Genomic DNA, 15,028 nt, shown 5'->3' on the forward strand with positions numbered 1-15,028 from the left:
GTGGCAAGAATGAGACTCTTAAAGGCAAAAAGATGGCTAAAGGATTAGCTTTCGTGCAGCATAGGTAAAACTTTATAAATGCCCGGATATGTCCGCGTGAGCAAAGCCGGAGAAAGTCTTAACAACAGCCTCCGCAGCCGATTTCCCTTCATAATCAATTAACTGGTTGGAGCCGGCTCAGAACGGCAATTTCATTCCGGGCGGGATCGGCAAGCCTGCCGTCAGCGCCTTGGTCTTCTCCTGCATAATCTGCTCGACCTTATTTTTGGCGTCATTGTGAGCGGCCAGCAGCAGGTCTTCGAGAATCTCGACCTCGTCCTCCTTGAACAGCGACGGATCGATCTTCAGCGACTTCATTTCGAACTTGCCGGTCAGCGTGACATTGACCAGCCCGCCGCCCGCCTGCCCGCTTGCTTCAATCGTCGCGATCTCGTCCTGCATGGCCTGGAACTTGGCCTGCATTTCCTTCGCCTTGCCCATCAGGCTGAGAAGATCTTTCATGGTCGGGTCCTTTGCGGATTCGTGGCTATGGTCAGGTTTCGTCGTCGTCGGACGGCGGCTCGACCGGCGCTTCGGCCTTGTCGGTGTCGACTTCCGGCGCGTCGGGAATGCGCACGTCGATGATCTTGGCGCCGGGAAAGCGCGCGAGGATGGCGGCCACCGCCGGATCGCTTTTCGCGTCGGAGAAAGCGGTCTCGCGCCTGGTCGATTCCATCTCGGCTAACGTCTGGCCGCCCTCTTCCTTCGACAATGACACCAGCCAGTTGCGGCCGGTCCAGGCCCGCAGCTTCGTCGTCAAGTCGTTGAGCAGCATCTTGGGCGCATCGGCGGTCAGGCCGACGTCGATACGGCCGGGCTCGATGCGCACCAGGCGAATACAGCTCTTGACCAGCACCTTGAAGGCGATGTCACGCTGCGCGTCGGCAAGAGCGACAATATCGGCCAGCGATTTCAGCGGCGGCGATTGCGGCTCGACGACCGGCTGCGGAGGCGCGACAAAGGCGACCGGGGGCGCGTCGACCAATCGCATGGTTTGCGCACCGGCTGGCCCGGACGGCATCCGGGTCTGCGCTACCGCGCTGGCGCCGCCGCCATTGCCGGCATTTACCGGCGCACCATTCGGGCGTGAAACACCACCGGACGCCGGAGCGCCGCTCTCTAGAGATTTCAGCGCCTCGTCCAGCGTCGGCAGGTCGGCGGCATGCGCCAGCCGGATCAGCACCATCTCGCCGGCGCTGACCGGTCGGTTGGATGACTGCACCTCGGGAATGCCTTTCAAGAGCATCTGCCAGGTTCGCGACAGAACCTTGACCGACAGCGTGCTGGCGAAGTCGGCGCCGCGGCGGCGCTCATCCTCGGACAGGGAAGCGTCGTCGGCAGCCGTCGGCACGAAGCGCAGCCGGGTGACGAGGTGGTTGAATTCGGCCAGATCGGTCAGCACGGCAGTCGGATCGGCGCCGGTGTCGTACTGGTTGCGGAATTCGGCAAGGGCGGCCGCCACATCGCCCTTCATGACATGTTCGAACAGGTCGACGATGCGGGCGCGGTCGGCGAGACCCAGCATGGCGCGCACCGCTTCGGCGCTGACGGCGCCGCCGCCATGGGCGATCGCCTGGTCGAGGATGGAGAGCGAATCGCGGGCCGAGCCTTCGGCGGCGCGCGCGATCATCGCCAGCGCGTCGTCGTCGACCGATATGCCTTCCTTGCCGGCAATCGAGGAGAGGTGCGCGACCAGTGCGCCGGCATCGATGCGTCTCAGGTCGAAACGCTGGCAGCGCGACAGCACGGTGATCGGCACTTTGCGGATTTCGGTGGTGGCAAAGATGAATTTGACGTGCGGCGGCGGTTCTTCCAGCGTCTTCAACAGGCCGTTGAAGGCCTGGGTGGAGAGCATGTGCACTTCGTCGATGATGTAGACTTTGTAGCGCGCCGACACCGGGGCATAGCGCACGCGCTCGATAATGTCCCTGATGTCGTCGATGCCGGTATGCGACGCGGCGTCCATCTCGATGACGTCGACATGGCGGCCTTCCATGATCGCCTGGCAGTGCTCGCCCAGGAAGGCGAGGTCGACCGAGGGATGGTCGACCGTCGGCGTCTTGTAGTTGAGCGCCCGTGCCAGGATGCGCGCCGTCGTGGTCTTACCGACGCCGCGCACGCCGGTCAGCATCCAGGCCTGGGCGATGCGGCCTGTGGAGAAAGCGTTGGTCAAAGTGCGGACCATCGGCTCCTGGCCGATCAGTTCGGAGAAATTCGACGGACGATATTTGCGCGCCAGCACGCGATAGGCGACGGCCTTTTGCTTCTCCAGGTTTTTGGGGTCCGAATTTCCGGCTTCGCTCATTCGCCCGTAAAGCTCCAAAAGGCCGCGTCTCAGCGTAGCCGATTCCTGCTAGATCGTTTCACCGTTTTCTGAAACGGCAAACCGCTCTACCCTTTGCTTTAACGCAATTCCGGACGGGAAACCGCTCACACTTTCCCTGGAATTGCTCCAATAGTCTCGCCCGCGCTGCAATGCGTCGTCAATGTCGCGAGAGGGGCCGATGAGGTGGGAGGCTGGAACAATGACCCGTTCCGGGCTCGTTAGGGCTGCTTCCTTCCGGACCTGACCCGGTTGGCGAGTGGATCGTCCACCACCAACCTCCCGCGTTCCATATCGGCAATTCAGCGATCAAATGCAAGGGTGCATTGAGAATCGGATGCCCGTGAACTCCGCCGCTCAATGAATCGCTTGCAGCCCCCGTGCAGCCGCTCTAGCGTCATGAGTTTGGGAATAATGCGAGAAGCGCAAGGGAAACGCCAATGCTACCGGGCCTCAAGGCCGGATTCACGCTCGACTCCAGGCTGGAGGCGGATAGCGAGCAGCTGATGTGGCTCGGCCTGTGCGAGCTCAGGGTGATGAACGATAGCCGCTGGCCATGGCTGGTCCTGGTGCCGCAGCGGCCGGGGGCCGAAGAAATCCACGACATGACGCCGCTCGACCAGGCGATGTTGACCTTCGAAACCAACATGGTGGCGCAGGCGCTGAAAAGAACCACGGGCTGCACCAAGATCAACACCGGCGCGCTCGGCAACATCGTTCGGCAATTGCATGTCCACGTCATCGCCCGCTCGGAAGGCGATCCGGGCTGGCCGGGGCCGGTGTGGGGGCACGGCATGCGCGAGCCCTATGAGCGTTCAGGCATCCGCCAATTTGCGCAACAGATCAAGGCGGCGCTATAAGCCGCCTGTGTCCATCCCTAGACGTTCGAGCTTCCATGACCTTTCGCCTTTTTGACGCGCCCTTGCGCGAACCGAGCCAGTTCGTCGGCTTCGCCGGAAACACGATTGATCGGCAATCCGAGAACCGCGCCGACGATTCCGTCGAAAGGGCGTTGGCCGATCCCTCGGCACGTCTTCTGCCGATGCATGGCGGACGGCTGTATCTGAAATTGCACGATGGCAGCTTCGACCCTTGGTTCGATCTGGCTGAGAGCCAGAAGCTGCAGCCATCACTCGCACAAGGCGTGCTGCTTGGCTTTGCCGAGAGCGGCCCGGTCCTTGCCGTGCCGGTCGGCCTCGATCCCGAACAGCTGCCGGAGACCATGAAGGCGATCGATTATCGCTCGGTCTATATGCAGGGGCTGATCGACGAGGCGGCAGCGGGCGCGCTGGCGCAAGGCGCCGCCCTGCTTGCCTGGCATGCCACCCATCGCTTCTGCAGCAAATGCGGCCATGAATCGCAAATGCGGGCCGGCGGCTACAAGCGCCATTGCCCAAATTGCGGCACCGAGCACTTTCCACGCACCGATCCGGTGGCGATTATGCTGACGGCGACGCGGGAAAAATGCCTGCTCGGCCGCGGCCGGCATTTCGGGCCCGGCATGTACTCGGCGCTTGCCGGTTTCATCGAGCCGGGCGAGACGATCGAGGCGGCGGTGCGCCGCGAAACGCTGGAGGAAGCCGGCATCCGGCTCGGCCGCGTCGTCTACCATGCCAGCCAACCCTGGCCGTTCCCCTATTCGCTGATGATCGGCTGTTTCGGCGAACCGCTCAATGACGACATCCAGGCCGATCTCAACGAGTTGGAAGATTGCCGCTGGTTTTTTCGCGACGAGGTGCGTTCCATGCTGGAGAGGACGCACAAGGACAATCTGGTCACGCCGCCGAAAGGCGCGATCGCGCATCATCTGATCCGCGCCTGGGTCGACAGCGAATAAGACTTGTTATTTTACGCAATTCCGGACGGAAAACCGCTTCACACTTTTCCTGGAATTGCTTAACGGGAGCAAAAAATGATCCGTCACACCGTGGTTTTCACCCTGAAGCACCCGCAGTACTCGCTGGAGGAAAAGCGGTTCCTCTCCGATGCCAAGCGCATTCTCAGCGCAATCAAGGGCGTCACCCATTTCGAGCCGCTGCGGCAAGTCAGCCCGAAGAACGACTATCACTTCGGCTTCTCGATGGAGTTCGTCGATCAGGCCGCCTACACCAGATATAACGAGCATCCCGACCACGTTGCCTTCGTGCGCGACCGCTGGATCCCGGAAGTCGAAACCTTCATGGAAATCGACTATGTGCCGCTGACCCTGCTGGTTTAGGGGAACCTTAGTCCGCGACCTTCCACTGCTCGCGCGACTCGCTGGCGGGATAGACACCCAGAATGCGCACTTCGCGCGAGAAGAAGCGCAGTTCGTCCAGCGCCAGCTTGACCAGTGGATCGTCGGGATGGCCCTCGATATCGGCGTAGAACAGCGTCGCGGTGAAGGCGCCCAGTTGATAGCTCTCCAGCTTCGTCATGTTGACGCCGTTGGTGGCGAAACCGCCCATTGCCTTGTAGAGAGCAGCCGGCACGTTGCGGACACGGAACATGAAGGTCGTCATCATCTTGGTGTCGGCCGAGGGCCGTTCGGCCAACCGCTTGTCCTTGGTCAGGACGACGAAGCGGGTGACATTCGAGTCCGTGTCCTCGACATTCTTCTCGATGATGTCGAGGCCATAGAGTTCTGCGGCGAGCGCAGGCGCCAGCGAGGCCATGCTGCGGTCCTTGAGCTCGGAGACCAGCTTCGCCGAACCCGCCGTGTCGCCGGCAATCACCGGCTTCCAACCATTCTTGCGGATGTATTTGCGGCACTGTCCCAGCGCATGGATATGGCTGTGCACGGTCTTGATCTCTTCGCGTTTAACGCCGGGCAGCACCATCAGCTGGAAATGGATCGGCAGGAAATATTCGCCGACGATGTGGAGTTTCGATTCCGGCAACAGATGATGGATGTCGGCGACGCGGCCGGCGATGGTGTTTTCGATCGGGATCATGGCGAGGTCGGCCTTGTTGGTCTCGACCGCGTTGAAGGCGTCCTCGAAGGTCGGGCACGGCAACGGCTCCATCGAGGGGAACATGTTGCGGCTGGCGGTGTCGGAATTGGCGCCCGGTTCGCCCTGGAAGGCTATTCTGTCGGTCTTGTCAGGCATGCCGATATCTCAGGTTTGAAAGGATCTGCGGTGTCAGGAAAGAATTTATCTTCTCAGCAAAGAATTTGTCTGGCGCGTTCGAGGTCTTCCGGCGTGTCGACGCCGAGCGGCAGCGATTGCACGATCTCGGCATCGATGCGCATACCGGCCTCCAGCGCCCGCAACTGCTCCAGCCGCTCGCGCCGCTCCAGCCGCGACGGCTTCAAAGCGACGAAGCGTTCGAGGGCTGAGCGCCGATAGGCGTAGAGGCCGACATGGTGATAGAGCGGCCCCTCGCCCCAGGGCGCGGTGGCGCGGGTGAAATAGAGCGCCTTCAGCCGCGTCGCCGACAACGGCGAACCGACGATCTTGACGACGTTGGGGTTGGCCTTTTCCTCGTCGCGGACGATCTCGACGCCGAGCGTGGCGATGTCGACCGCAGCGTCCTCGAACGGTTTCAGCGCCGCACCGATGATCTTGGGATCGATGGTCGGCAGGTCGCCCTGCACATTGACGATGGTTTCGACCTTGCGATCGGGGTCGAGCGCGGTCAGCGCCTCGAAGATACGGTCGGAGCCGGATTCGTGGTCGGTGCGCGTCATCACCGCCTCGAAACCGTGCGCGCGCACCGCTTCGGCCACGTTGCGCGTGTCGGTTGCCACCACCACCCGGCCAAGCCCAGCCTCAGCGGCACGGCGGGCGACATGGACGATCATCGGCGCGCCGGCTATGTCGGCCAGCGGCTTGCCCGGCAGGCGCGTCGAGGCCATGCGGGCCGGGATCAGGATGAGCGTGGACATCGAGGTTGCAAGGCGTTCGAAAGAGGATGGGGAAAGTGGCAAAAGGTCTCACTGGAAGCGCCCTTATAGGTGTTGCAACGCCCAAGCAAAAGACCTAGTTTCCGCCCGATTTGACCGGCTCGACGGGGTGGGTCACGATACCGACGGACGGAGTGGACGGAGAGGTCCGCCGGAAAAGGGAGCCCTGGGGCGTATGGATTCCAACGAAGTCAACAAACTGCTCGCCGGGTTGCTTGGAACCTGTTTCGTCGTCTTCTCGGTCGGTTTGGTGTCCGACGCCCTGTTTGCCTCGCCGGCGCCGGAAAAACCCGGCTTTGCCATCGAGGCGACGGAGCCTGCCGAAGGCGGCGCCGCCGGACCCGCGGCAGAGGCCAAGCCGATCGCCGACCTTTTAGCCACCGCCAATGTCGAGCAAGGTGCGGCCGTCTTCAAGAAATGCCAGGCCTGCCATTCCGGCGAAAAAGGCGGCCCCAACAAGGTCGGCCCGGATCTCTGGGACATCGTCGACCGCCCCGTCGCCGAGCATGAGGGCTTTGCCTATTCGGCCGGCATGAAGGAGTTTTCCAAGGGCGGCGCCGAGAAGTGGACCTATGACAACCTCAACCACTTCATCACCTCGCCGAAGAAATTCGTGAAGGGCACGGCGATGGGCTTTGCCGGCCTGCCAAAGGACGAGGACCGCGCCAACGTCATCGCCTATCTGCGAACGCTGTCGGACAGCCCAAAGCCGCTGCCGACGCCAGGTGCCGCCGCTGATGCAACCGCGCCGGGCAAGCCGGCCGAGGGTGCTGCTCCGGCCAAGCCGGCTGAAGGTGCAGCTCCAGCCCCTGCGACGCCGGCACCGGCGCCCGCCAAATAACCGAATTGTCATCTCCATGATCTCAAAAAAGCCGGGTTCAGCCCGGCTTTTTGTTAGGAAAATCGCATATGCGGCGACAAAGCCGCCGCGTGGCGGTTTTCACCGGCGTCAAATCATTTAGGATTGCCGGGCATCGCGAAGAGGAGAACGCATGACGGTTGGCCGAACGCTTCTGAGGTCCTTTCTGGTTGTGGGCGCCCTCGCAGGCGGCCTGCAGGCAGCCTTCCCCCAGGAATGGCACACCACCTCTTCGCTGATCGGCCCCTCCAAGTATGGCGAGAATTTCCAGCGCTACGATTATGTGAATCCGGATGCACCGAAGGGCGGTACCTACAATTCGGTCGTTTCCGGCACGTTCGACAGCTTCAATCCCTATATCGTTCAGGGATCGCCGGCGGCCGGCCTGCAGCCATTTGGCGGCGGCCTGCTCTACGACACGCTGATGGATCAGGCGACTGACGAAGGCAGCGTCAGCCACCCGCTCATCGCCGATGCCTACAAGTACCCGACCGACTATTCCTCGGCCACCTACCGGCTCGACCCACGGGCGAAATGGCATGACGGACAGCCGATCACCACTGACGACGTGATCTGGTCGTTCCAGGTGCTGAAGGCCAACAGCCCGATGTACAGCCGCTATTTCGAAAACGTCGCCGACGCAGTCGCTGTCTCGGACCGTGAGGTCGAGTTCCACTTCGACCAGAAGGGCAATCGCGAACTGCCCAAGATCCTCGGCGACCTTGTCGTGCTGCCCAAGCATTGGTGGGAAGGCACCGACGCCAATGGCAAGAAACGCGACATCACCAAGGGGACGCTGGAGCCGCCGCTGGGCTCGGCTGCCTACAAGATCGCCAGCTTCAAGGCGGGGTCGGAAATCGTCTGGCAGCGCGTCCCCGACTATTGGGGCGCCAAGCTGGCTGTGAAAATCGGTCGGGAGAATTTCGACACGCAGCACTTTACCTACATTCTTGACGACAACGCCTCCTGGGAGGCGTTCAAGAAAGGTGGCCTCGACGATATCAAGCCGGAAAACAGCTCGAAGCGCTGGGCGACATTTTATGATTTCGCGGCGATCAAGGCCGGCGATGTGATCAAGCAGGAGTTCAAGACCACCTCGCCCGAGCCGATGCAGGCTTTCATGCTCAACCAGAGACATAGGTTGTTTGCCGATCGTCTGGTCAGGGCCGCGCTCACCTACCCGTTCGATTTCGAATCGATGAACCGCACGCTGTTCTTCGGTTTCAACACTCGCACCCACAGCTATTTCCAGGGCACGGACCTAGCCTCCAGCGGCTTGCCGCAAGGCAAGGAATTGGAGATCCTGGAGAAGTACCGCGACAAGCTGCCGCCGGAAGTATTCACCCAGGAATTCAAGTTGCCGGTCTACGATTCGCCGCAGGCGGAGCGCAAATATCTGAAGCAGGCGGTCGACCTGTTCGCCCAGGCCGGCTGGGTGATCAAGGGCGGCAAGATGGTCAACGCCAAGACCGGCGAGCCATTCAAGTTTGAAATCCTAGGCTCGAATGAAACCGACCAGGTCATTTCCAGCCCTTGGATCGCCAATCTGCGCAAGATCGGCGTCGATGCGACACTGCGCATCGTCGACCCGAGCCAGTACACCAACCGCGTCAGAAATTTCGATTACGACGTCATCACAGGACAGCTCCAACAGTCGGAATCGCCCGGCAACGAGCAGCGCGATTTCTGGAGCTCCAAGGCCGCCGACACACCGGCATCGCGCAATTATTCCGGCATCAAGAACCCGGTCGTTGACGTCCTTGTCGACCGCATCATTTTTGCCACGGATCGCGATGACCTCGTCGCCACCACCCATGCGCTCGACCGCGTGCTGCTGTGGAATTACTATGTGGTGCCGCAATACTATCGCGCCGTTGTGTGGCTGGCTTACTGGAACAAGTTCGGCATCCCGGAAAAGCAGCCCGGCTACCGTGGCGCCGATATCGATTCCTGGTGGATCGATGCGGACAAGGAAAAGGTCCTGGCCGCCAAGTACAAGGGCAGCAATTGATGGCGGGGCTCCCTCGCCGCGATTTCCTGGCCCTCAGTGGCGCCGCGGCCGTTGCTGCGCTGCTGCCGGGCAAGGCTTTCGCCGCCAGCCCAACCGGCGTGAAACTGCATGGACTGTCGGCTTTCGGCGACCTCAAATACAAGCCGGACTTCACTCATTTCGACTATGTCAATGTCGATGCGCCGCAAGGTGGCGTCTTCAACTTCCTGCCGCGCAACTGGCTTGCCAACCAGACGCCGCTGACCTTCAACACGCTGAATTCGTTCGTTCCCAAAGGCGATTCGCCCCAGCGCACGGAGATGTGCCTCGATTCACTGATGGTGAGAGCGTACGACGAACCTGACGCCCTTTACGGGCTGATCGCTGACGGCGTGACGATTTCCGACGACCGCAACGACTTCACCTTCTCGCTGCGCCCGCAGGCCCGCTTCCATGACAGGACGCCATTGACGGCAGAGGATGCCGCCTTCACCTTCAAGCTGCTCAAGGACAAGGGGCACCCGTACTATTCCCTGCCGCTAACGCATCTGGATGACGCGATTGCCGTGGATGCCCACACGCTGCAGCTTAGGTTTTCCGGCAAGCAGACAAGCCGCACCATCCTCAACGTCGTCGAGTTCCCGGTCCTGTCGAAGGCGTTCTACACGACCAACCCGTTCGATTCCTCGCAGATGAACCCGCCGTTGGGGTCAGCCGCCTACAAGGTCGGTCGCTGGTCGGCAGGGGCCTGGATCGAATATGAGCGTGTGGCTGATTATTGGGGCAACGACCTGCCGGTCAATCGCGGCCAGAACAATTTTCAGCGGATCCGCGTTGAGTTCTATCAGGACCGTAGCGTTGCCTTCGAAGCGTTCAAGAAGGGAGAAATCCTCTACAGGGAGGAATTCACCTCGCGCGTCTGGGCGACCGGCTACGACTTCCCCGCGTTCACTGCCGGCAAGGTGGTGAAGCACGAATTCCCGGCCGAAACGGTGCCTTCGATGCAGGGCACCGCCGTCAACCAGCGGCGCGAGCAGTTTCGCGACTCGCGCGTGCGGCAGGCGATCGGGCTGTGCTTCGACTTCGAATGGACGCGGCGCAATTTCTTCTACGGTTCCTATGAGCGCTCGCAATCCTGCTTCGAGAAATCCGAATTTCGCGCCGAGGGCAGACCGTCGCCACAAGAATTGGCTCTTCTTGAGCCGCTGCGTGAGCAGATTCCCGCCGAGGCTTTTGGCGAAGCCGTGGTCCAGGACGCGTCGAACGGCTCCGGCCGCGACCGGCAGTTGCTTGGCAAGGCGGCCAAGCTTCTGGCCGAGGCCGGCTGGAAACGGTCCGGCAATTTCGTCGTGAACGACAAGGGTGGTCGGTTGTCCGCAGAGTTTCTTGTCGACGACGAAGTCTTCGAACAGGTCTACTCGCCCTGGGTCGAAAACATGAAGGCGGTCGGCATCGATGCCTCGATCCGGCTGGTGGATGCCGCGCAATATCAGCTGCGGCAGAATTCGTTCGACTACGACCTCGTCTCGGTCGCGGCCTCGTTTCCGGCGACGCCAACCCGTGACGACCTCGAAACCATTTTCCATTCGCGAGCAGCTACCGTATCGGGCTCTCGCAATCTGCCGGGAACGTCGAGCCCGGCCATCGACGCCCTGGTTGACGCCGCGGGCGCCGCCAAGGATCGCGAAGGCCTGACAATTGCCATGCGCGCGCTCGACCGGGTCTTGCGTGCACGGCGGGATTGGATTCCAAGTTGGTTCTTGGCGAATCATCGAAGCGCCTATTGGGACATGTTCGGTTTTCCCGAGCGGAAACCCGATTTCGACTTTCCGGTCGAAGCGCTGTGGTGGGTCGACAAGGGCAAGGCGGCAAAAATTGGCAAAGGGTAGGCTGTTGCGCGGCACTTTACTCTCCCCCTCGTGGGGAGGGTCGGTGAGCACCTCGTGCGCAGCGCGAATGGCGAACCGGGGTGGGGGTGTGACGGCGTACGCCGGATCGAGACTACCCCCACCCCGCTCCGCTTCGCGGATCGACCCTCCCCACAAGGGGGAGGGTGAAAGCTGATGGGCGCCTACATACTGCGCCGTATCCTGCTGATGATACCGACCCTGTTCGGCATCATGGCGGTTGCTTTCGTCGTCACTCAATTCGCACCGGGTGGACCGGTCGAGCAGGTCATCGCCAGCCTGACCAATCAGGGCGGCAGCGACCGCCTCGGCAGCGGCGGCGGCGATGCAGGAGGCGGCGGCAATTTCGATGTGGCCGGTGACGTCGGCTCGAAGTATCGCGGCGCGCAAGGGCTCGATCCGGAATTCATCAAGAAGCTGGAAAAGCAATTCGGCTTCGACAAACCACCGCTCGAACGCTTCGGCATGATGCTGTGGAACTATGCCCGCTTCGATTTCGGCGACAGCTATTTCCGTGACATCTCGGTTCTTGACCTGATCCTGGAGAAGATGCCGGTGTCGATCTCGCTTGGGCTGTGGATCACGCTGTTGTCCTATCTGATCTCGATCCCCCTTGGCATCCGCAAAGCGGTCAAGGACGGCTCCGCCTTCGACGTCTGGACCAGCGGCGTGATCATCGTCGGCTATGCCATACCGGCCTTCCTGTTCGGCATATTGCTGATGGTGCTGTTCGCGGGCGGCTCCTTCTGGGACTGGTTCCCACTGCGCGGCATCGTCTCCGACAATTGGGACCAATTGTCGTGGCCCGACAAGATCGTCGATTATTTCTGGCACATGACCTTGCCGCTGACGGCGCTGGTGCTGTCGGCCTTCGCGACGACGACGCTGCTGACCAAGAACTCCTTCCTGGAAGAGATACGCAAACAGTATGTGGTGACGGCCCGTGCCAAGGGCCTGTCGGAGCGGCGGGTGCTTTACGGACATGTGTTCCGCAACGCAATGCTGATCGTCATTGCCGGCTTTCCAGCGGCCTTCATCTCGGCCTTCTTCACCGGCTCGCTTTTGATCGAGAACATCTTTTCCCTCGACGGTCTCGGGCTGCTCGGTTTCAGGTCCGTGTTGGCGCGCGACTATCCGGTCGTGTTCGCCAACCTCTATATATTTTCGCTGCTTGGCCTGTTCGTGACACTGTTGTCCGACCTGATCTACACATGGGTCGATCCGCGCATCGATTTCGAGCGGAGAGACGTCTGATGACGCAGGCTGCAGCCGAGATCACACCGACAAGGATCGCCCGCCCCTGGCTGTCGCCGCTCAACAAGCGGCGCTGGCAGAACTTCAAGGCCAACAGGCGCGGCTACTGGTCGTTGTGGATATTCCTCGCTCTGTTCGTGCTGTCGCTGTTTGCCGAACTGATCGCCAACGACAGACCGATCGTCGCCTACTACAAAGGCGAGATCCTGTTCCCGGTGGCGGTCGCCTACCCAGAGGAAAAATTCGGCGGCTTCTACGCCGTCACCGACTATCGCGACCCGGTCATCCGCGACGAGATCAACGCCAATGGCTGGATGATCTGGCCGCCAATCCGCTATTCCTACCGCACCGTCAACAATGCGATCCCCGACGCCGCTCCCGCAAAACCGTCATGGGAATACGACGCGCAGAGGCGATGCAGCCAATATCCGCAAGGCGCTGCCGATCCTGACTGCATTGTCGGCAACTGGAACTGGCTGGGTACCGACGACCAGGCGCGCGACGTGCTGGCGCGCATCATCTACGGGTTTAGGATTTCCGTGCTGTTCGGGTTGATCCTGACTGCGGGTTCGTCGGTTATCGGCGTCGCCGCCGGCGCGCTGCAAGGGTATTTCGGCGGCTGGACCGACCTTCTCTTTCAACGCTTCATAGAAATCTGGTCGGCGATACCGCTGCTGTATCTGCTGCTGATCGTCGCCGCCATCCTGCCGCCGGGCTTCTTCATCCTGCTTGGGCTGATGCTGCTCTTCTCCTGGACGTCGCTTGTCAGCGTGGTGCGCGCCGAATTCCTGCGCGCGCGCAACTTCGAATATGTCAACGCGGCCCGCGCGCTTGGTGTGTCCAACCGCACCATCATGCTGCGCCATCTTCTGCCCAATGCCATGGTGGCGACGCTGACCTTCATGCCTTTTCTGGTCAGCGCCTCGATCTCGACACTGACCTCGCTCGACTATCTCGGCTTCGGGCTGCCGCCCGGCACCGCGTCGCTCGGCGAACTGCTAAAACAGGCGCAGAGTAACCTCAATGCCCCCTGGCTCGGTATATCGGGCTTCATCGTCATCTCGCTGATGCTGTCGCTGTTGGTGTTCATCGGTGAAGCAACGCGCGATGCTTTCGACCCGCGCAAGGCGTTCCGATGAGCGAACTCCTGCTCTCCGTCCGCGATCTCAGCGTTGCCTTCACCCAAGGCGGCAACGAGTCGACCGCCGTCGACCACATCTCCTTCGATCTCGCCAAGGGCGAGACGGTGGCGCTTGTGGGCGAATCCGGTTCCGGCAAATCGGTCTCGGCGCTATCGGTGCTGAAGCTTCTGCCCTACCCGACGGCCAGCCATCCCTCGGGCAAGATCCTGTTCCAGGGCGCCGACCTTTTGGCGATGAACGAAAAGCAGTTGCGCAGCGTGCGCGGCAACAAGATCACCATGATCTTCCAGGAGCCGATGACCTCGCTCAATCCGCTGCACACGATCGAGCAGCAGATCGTCGAGATCCTGGCGCTGCATCAGGGCATGGGCGACCGCCAGGCCAAGGCGCGCACGCTGGCGCTGCTCAACGAGGTCGGCATTCGCGAACCGGAAAAGCGGCTCGACGCCTATCCGCACCAATTGTCCGGCGGCCAGCGGCAGCGCGTCATGATCGCCATGGCGCTGGCCAACGAGCCTGAACTGCTGATCGCCGACGAGCCGACGACGGCGCTCGACGTCACTGTCCAGGCGCAGATCCTCGAATTGCTGGCGGGGCTGAAGAGCCGCAAGGGCATGTCAATGCTGTTCATCACCCATGATCTCGGCATTGTCAGAAAGATCGCCGACCGCGTCTGCGTGATGACCAAAGGCAAGATCGTCGAGACCGGGCCGACCAGGGACATCTTCGCCAACCCGCAGCACGCTTATACCAAGCACCTCCTGGCCGCCGAGCCGAAGGGCAAGCCGCCGGCCGCCAACGACGCCGCCAAACCGGTTATGACCGGCAAGGACATCAAGGTTTGGTTCCCGATCAAAAAGGGTTTCTTTCGCACCACCGTCGACAATGTGAAGGCTGTTGACGGAATCGACGTCACCGTACGCGCCGGCCAGACGCTAGGCGTCGTCGGCGAATCCGGCTCCGGCAAGACGACGCTCGGGCTGGCGCTGGCGCGGATGATCTCATCGACCGGCACCATCCAGTTCAATGGCAGCGACATCAACCAGCTTTCCTTCAACGCCATGCGGCCGCTGCGCCGCGAGTTGCAGATCGTTTTCCAGGACCCGTTCGGCTCGCTCAGCCCGCGCATGTCGGTCTCGGAGATCATCGAGGAAGGCTTGAAGATCCACGAGCCGAAGCTGTCGCCCGACCAACGCGACGACAAGGTCGTCGCCGTGCTGAAGGAGGTCGGGCTCGATCCGGCGACCAGGAACCGCTATCCGCATGAATTCTCCGGCGGCCAGCGCCAGCGCGTCGCCATTGCGCGCGCCATGGTGCTCAATCCACGCTTCGTCATGCTGGACGAACCGACCTCGGCGCTCGACATGAGCGTGCAGGCGCAAGTGGTCGACCTCTTACGCAATCTGCAGGCCAAGCACGACCTTGCCTATCTGTTCATCAGCCACGATCTGAAAGTCATTCGCGCCCTTGCCAATGACGTCATCGTCATGCGCAATGGCAAGATCGTCGAAGCCGGCCCTTCCGAACAGATTTTCGAGCGGCCGCAGACCGACTATACGAAGGCGCTGATCTCGGCCGCGTTCAAGATCGAGACGGCGCCGGTCGGTATCGTCAGCGAATAACAGGGA

At 61.5% G+C, this 15,028-nt stretch carries 13 protein-coding genes and 1 other RNA gene; 9 read left to right on the forward strand and 5 right to left on the reverse strand.

Annotated elements, in window-relative coordinates; translation table 11 throughout:
- Positions 1 to 177 precede the first annotated feature (177 nt).
- From NKI61_RS19650 to ffs, 3 genes are all read right to left on the reverse strand, one after another.
- Positions 178 to 501: a YbaB/EbfC family nucleoid-associated protein gene (locus tag NKI61_RS19650; protein ID WP_023682030.1), complete on the reverse strand. Its 324-nt coding sequence runs from the start codon at positions 499 to 501 to the stop codon at positions 178 to 180.
- Positions 502 to 532: 31 nt separating this feature from the next.
- A complete protein-coding gene (locus tag NKI61_RS19655) occupies positions 533 to 2,344 on the reverse strand; it encodes a DNA polymerase III subunit gamma/tau (protein WP_352840328.1) in 1,812 nt (603 codons plus the stop codon).
- A gap of 204 nt (positions 2,345 to 2,548) precedes the next feature.
- Positions 2,549 to 2,645: signal recognition particle sRNA small type (gene ffs / locus NKI61_RS19660), an RNA gene on the reverse strand.
- A gap of 157 nt (positions 2,646 to 2,802) precedes the next feature.
- On the opposite strand from ffs, the gene NKI61_RS19665 reads away from it, so the two are divergent.
- From NKI61_RS19665 to NKI61_RS19675, 3 genes are all read left to right on the forward strand, one after another.
- Positions 2,803 to 3,222, forward strand: coding sequence for an HIT domain-containing protein (locus NKI61_RS19665; RefSeq protein ID WP_023682032.1), 420 nt, complete (start codon positions 2,803 to 2,805; stop codon positions 3,220 to 3,222).
- Between the two features lie 35 nt (positions 3,223 to 3,257).
- Positions 3,258 to 4,199 carry an NAD(+) diphosphatase gene (gene nudC / locus NKI61_RS19670; protein WP_023738168.1) on the forward strand — a complete coding sequence of 314 codons (942 nt, stop codon included), beginning with the start codon at positions 3,258 to 3,260 and terminating at the stop codon, positions 4,197 to 4,199.
- 75 nt (positions 4,200 to 4,274) lie between these two features.
- On the forward strand, positions 4,275 to 4,580 hold the full coding sequence (locus NKI61_RS19675) for a Dabb family protein (RefSeq protein WP_023669515.1): 306 nt from the start codon (positions 4,275 to 4,277) through the stop codon (positions 4,578 to 4,580).
- 7 nt (positions 4,581 to 4,587) lie between these two features.
- Here NKI61_RS19675 and NKI61_RS19680 read toward each other — a convergent pair whose 3' ends face one another.
- Both NKI61_RS19680 and NKI61_RS19685 read right to left on the reverse strand, forming a co-directional pair.
- Positions 4,588 to 5,451, reverse strand: a complete 864-nt coding sequence (locus NKI61_RS19680; RefSeq protein ID WP_352518541.1) for a prephenate dehydratase — start codon at positions 5,449 to 5,451, stop codon at positions 4,588 to 4,590.
- Positions 5,452 to 5,504: 53 nt separating this feature from the next.
- Positions 5,505 to 6,230 carry a 3-deoxy-manno-octulosonate cytidylyltransferase gene (locus tag NKI61_RS19685; RefSeq protein WP_352673677.1) on the reverse strand — a complete coding sequence of 242 codons (726 nt, stop codon included), beginning with the start codon at positions 6,228 to 6,230 and terminating at the stop codon, positions 5,505 to 5,507.
- A gap of 193 nt (positions 6,231 to 6,423) precedes the next feature.
- Between NKI61_RS19685 and NKI61_RS19690 the strand changes: the two genes are divergently transcribed.
- From NKI61_RS19690 to NKI61_RS19715, 6 genes are all read left to right on the forward strand, one after another.
- A complete protein-coding gene (locus NKI61_RS19690) occupies positions 6,424 to 7,089 on the forward strand; it encodes a c-type cytochrome (RefSeq protein ID WP_023688767.1) in 666 nt (221 codons plus the stop codon).
- Positions 7,090 to 7,240: 151 nt separating this feature from the next.
- Complete coding sequence (locus tag NKI61_RS19695; RefSeq protein ID WP_352840331.1) at positions 7,241 to 9,118, forward strand: extracellular solute-binding protein; 1,878 nt, start codon at positions 7,241 to 7,243, stop codon at positions 9,116 to 9,118.
- Entirely contained in the window at positions 9,118 to 10,986 is a 1,869-nt protein-coding gene (locus NKI61_RS19700; protein WP_352840333.1) for an extracellular solute-binding protein, read from the forward strand. Before NKI61_RS19695 ends, NKI61_RS19700 begins: the two co-directional genes overlap by 1 nt.
- 174 nt (positions 10,987 to 11,160) lie before the next feature.
- On the forward strand, positions 11,161 to 12,258 hold the full coding sequence (locus NKI61_RS19705; protein WP_023669509.1) for a microcin C ABC transporter permease YejB: 1,098 nt from the start codon (positions 11,161 to 11,163) through the stop codon (positions 12,256 to 12,258).
- Positions 12,258 to 13,397: an ABC transporter permease gene (locus tag NKI61_RS19710; protein ID WP_023682037.1), complete on the forward strand. Its 1,140-nt coding sequence runs from the start codon at positions 12,258 to 12,260 to the stop codon at positions 13,395 to 13,397. The genes NKI61_RS19705 and NKI61_RS19710 overlap by 1 nt, the downstream gene beginning before the upstream one ends.
- A complete protein-coding gene (locus tag NKI61_RS19715) occupies positions 13,394 to 15,022 on the forward strand; it encodes an ABC transporter ATP-binding protein (RefSeq protein ID WP_352840335.1) in 1,629 nt (542 codons plus the stop codon). The genes NKI61_RS19710 and NKI61_RS19715 overlap by 4 nt, the downstream gene beginning before the upstream one ends.
- Positions 15,023 to 15,028: the final 6 nt, after the last annotated feature.

This window comes from Mesorhizobium sp. M0514 (genome assembly GCF_040321145.1).
In the GTDB taxonomy this organism is placed as follows: Bacteria; Pseudomonadota; Alphaproteobacteria; order Rhizobiales; family Rhizobiaceae; genus Mesorhizobium.

What these genes read in the sequence shown, in the direction of transcription:
- NKI61_RS19650 (WP_023682030.1), bottom strand. Translation starts at nt 501, where the DNA reads ATGAAAGATCTTCTCAGCCTGATGGGCAAGGCGAAGGAAATGCAGGCC.
- NKI61_RS19655 (WP_352840328.1), bottom strand. Translation starts at nt 2,344, where the DNA reads ATGAGCGAAGCCGGAAATTCGGACCCCAAAAACCTGGAGAAGCAAAAG.
- NKI61_RS19665 (WP_023682032.1), top strand. Translation starts at nt 2,803, where the DNA reads ATGCTACCGGGCCTCAAGGCCGGATTCACGCTCGACTCCAGGCTGGAG.
- nudC (WP_023738168.1), top strand. Translation starts at nt 3,258, where the DNA reads ATGACCTTTCGCCTTTTTGACGCGCCCTTGCGCGAACCGAGCCAGTTC.
- NKI61_RS19675 (WP_023669515.1), top strand. Translation starts at nt 4,275, where the DNA reads ATGATCCGTCACACCGTGGTTTTCACCCTGAAGCACCCGCAGTACTCG.
- NKI61_RS19680 (WP_352518541.1), bottom strand. Translation starts at nt 5,451, where the DNA reads ATGCCTGACAAGACCGACAGAATAGCCTTCCAGGGCGAACCGGGCGCC.
- NKI61_RS19685 (WP_352673677.1), bottom strand. Translation starts at nt 6,230, where the DNA reads ATGTCCACGCTCATCCTGATCCCGGCCCGCATGGCCTCGACGCGCCTG.
- NKI61_RS19690 (WP_023688767.1), top strand. Translation starts at nt 6,424, where the DNA reads ATGGATTCCAACGAAGTCAACAAACTGCTCGCCGGGTTGCTTGGAACC.
- NKI61_RS19695 (WP_352840331.1), top strand. Translation starts at nt 7,241, where the DNA reads ATGACGGTTGGCCGAACGCTTCTGAGGTCCTTTCTGGTTGTGGGCGCC.
- NKI61_RS19700 (WP_352840333.1), top strand. Translation starts at nt 9,118, where the DNA reads ATGGCGGGGCTCCCTCGCCGCGATTTCCTGGCCCTCAGTGGCGCCGCG.
- NKI61_RS19705 (WP_023669509.1), top strand. Translation starts at nt 11,161, where the DNA reads ATGGGCGCCTACATACTGCGCCGTATCCTGCTGATGATACCGACCCTG.
- NKI61_RS19710 (WP_023682037.1), top strand. Translation starts at nt 12,258, where the DNA reads ATGACGCAGGCTGCAGCCGAGATCACACCGACAAGGATCGCCCGCCCC.
- NKI61_RS19715 (WP_352840335.1), top strand. Translation starts at nt 13,394, where the DNA reads ATGAGCGAACTCCTGCTCTCCGTCCGCGATCTCAGCGTTGCCTTCACC.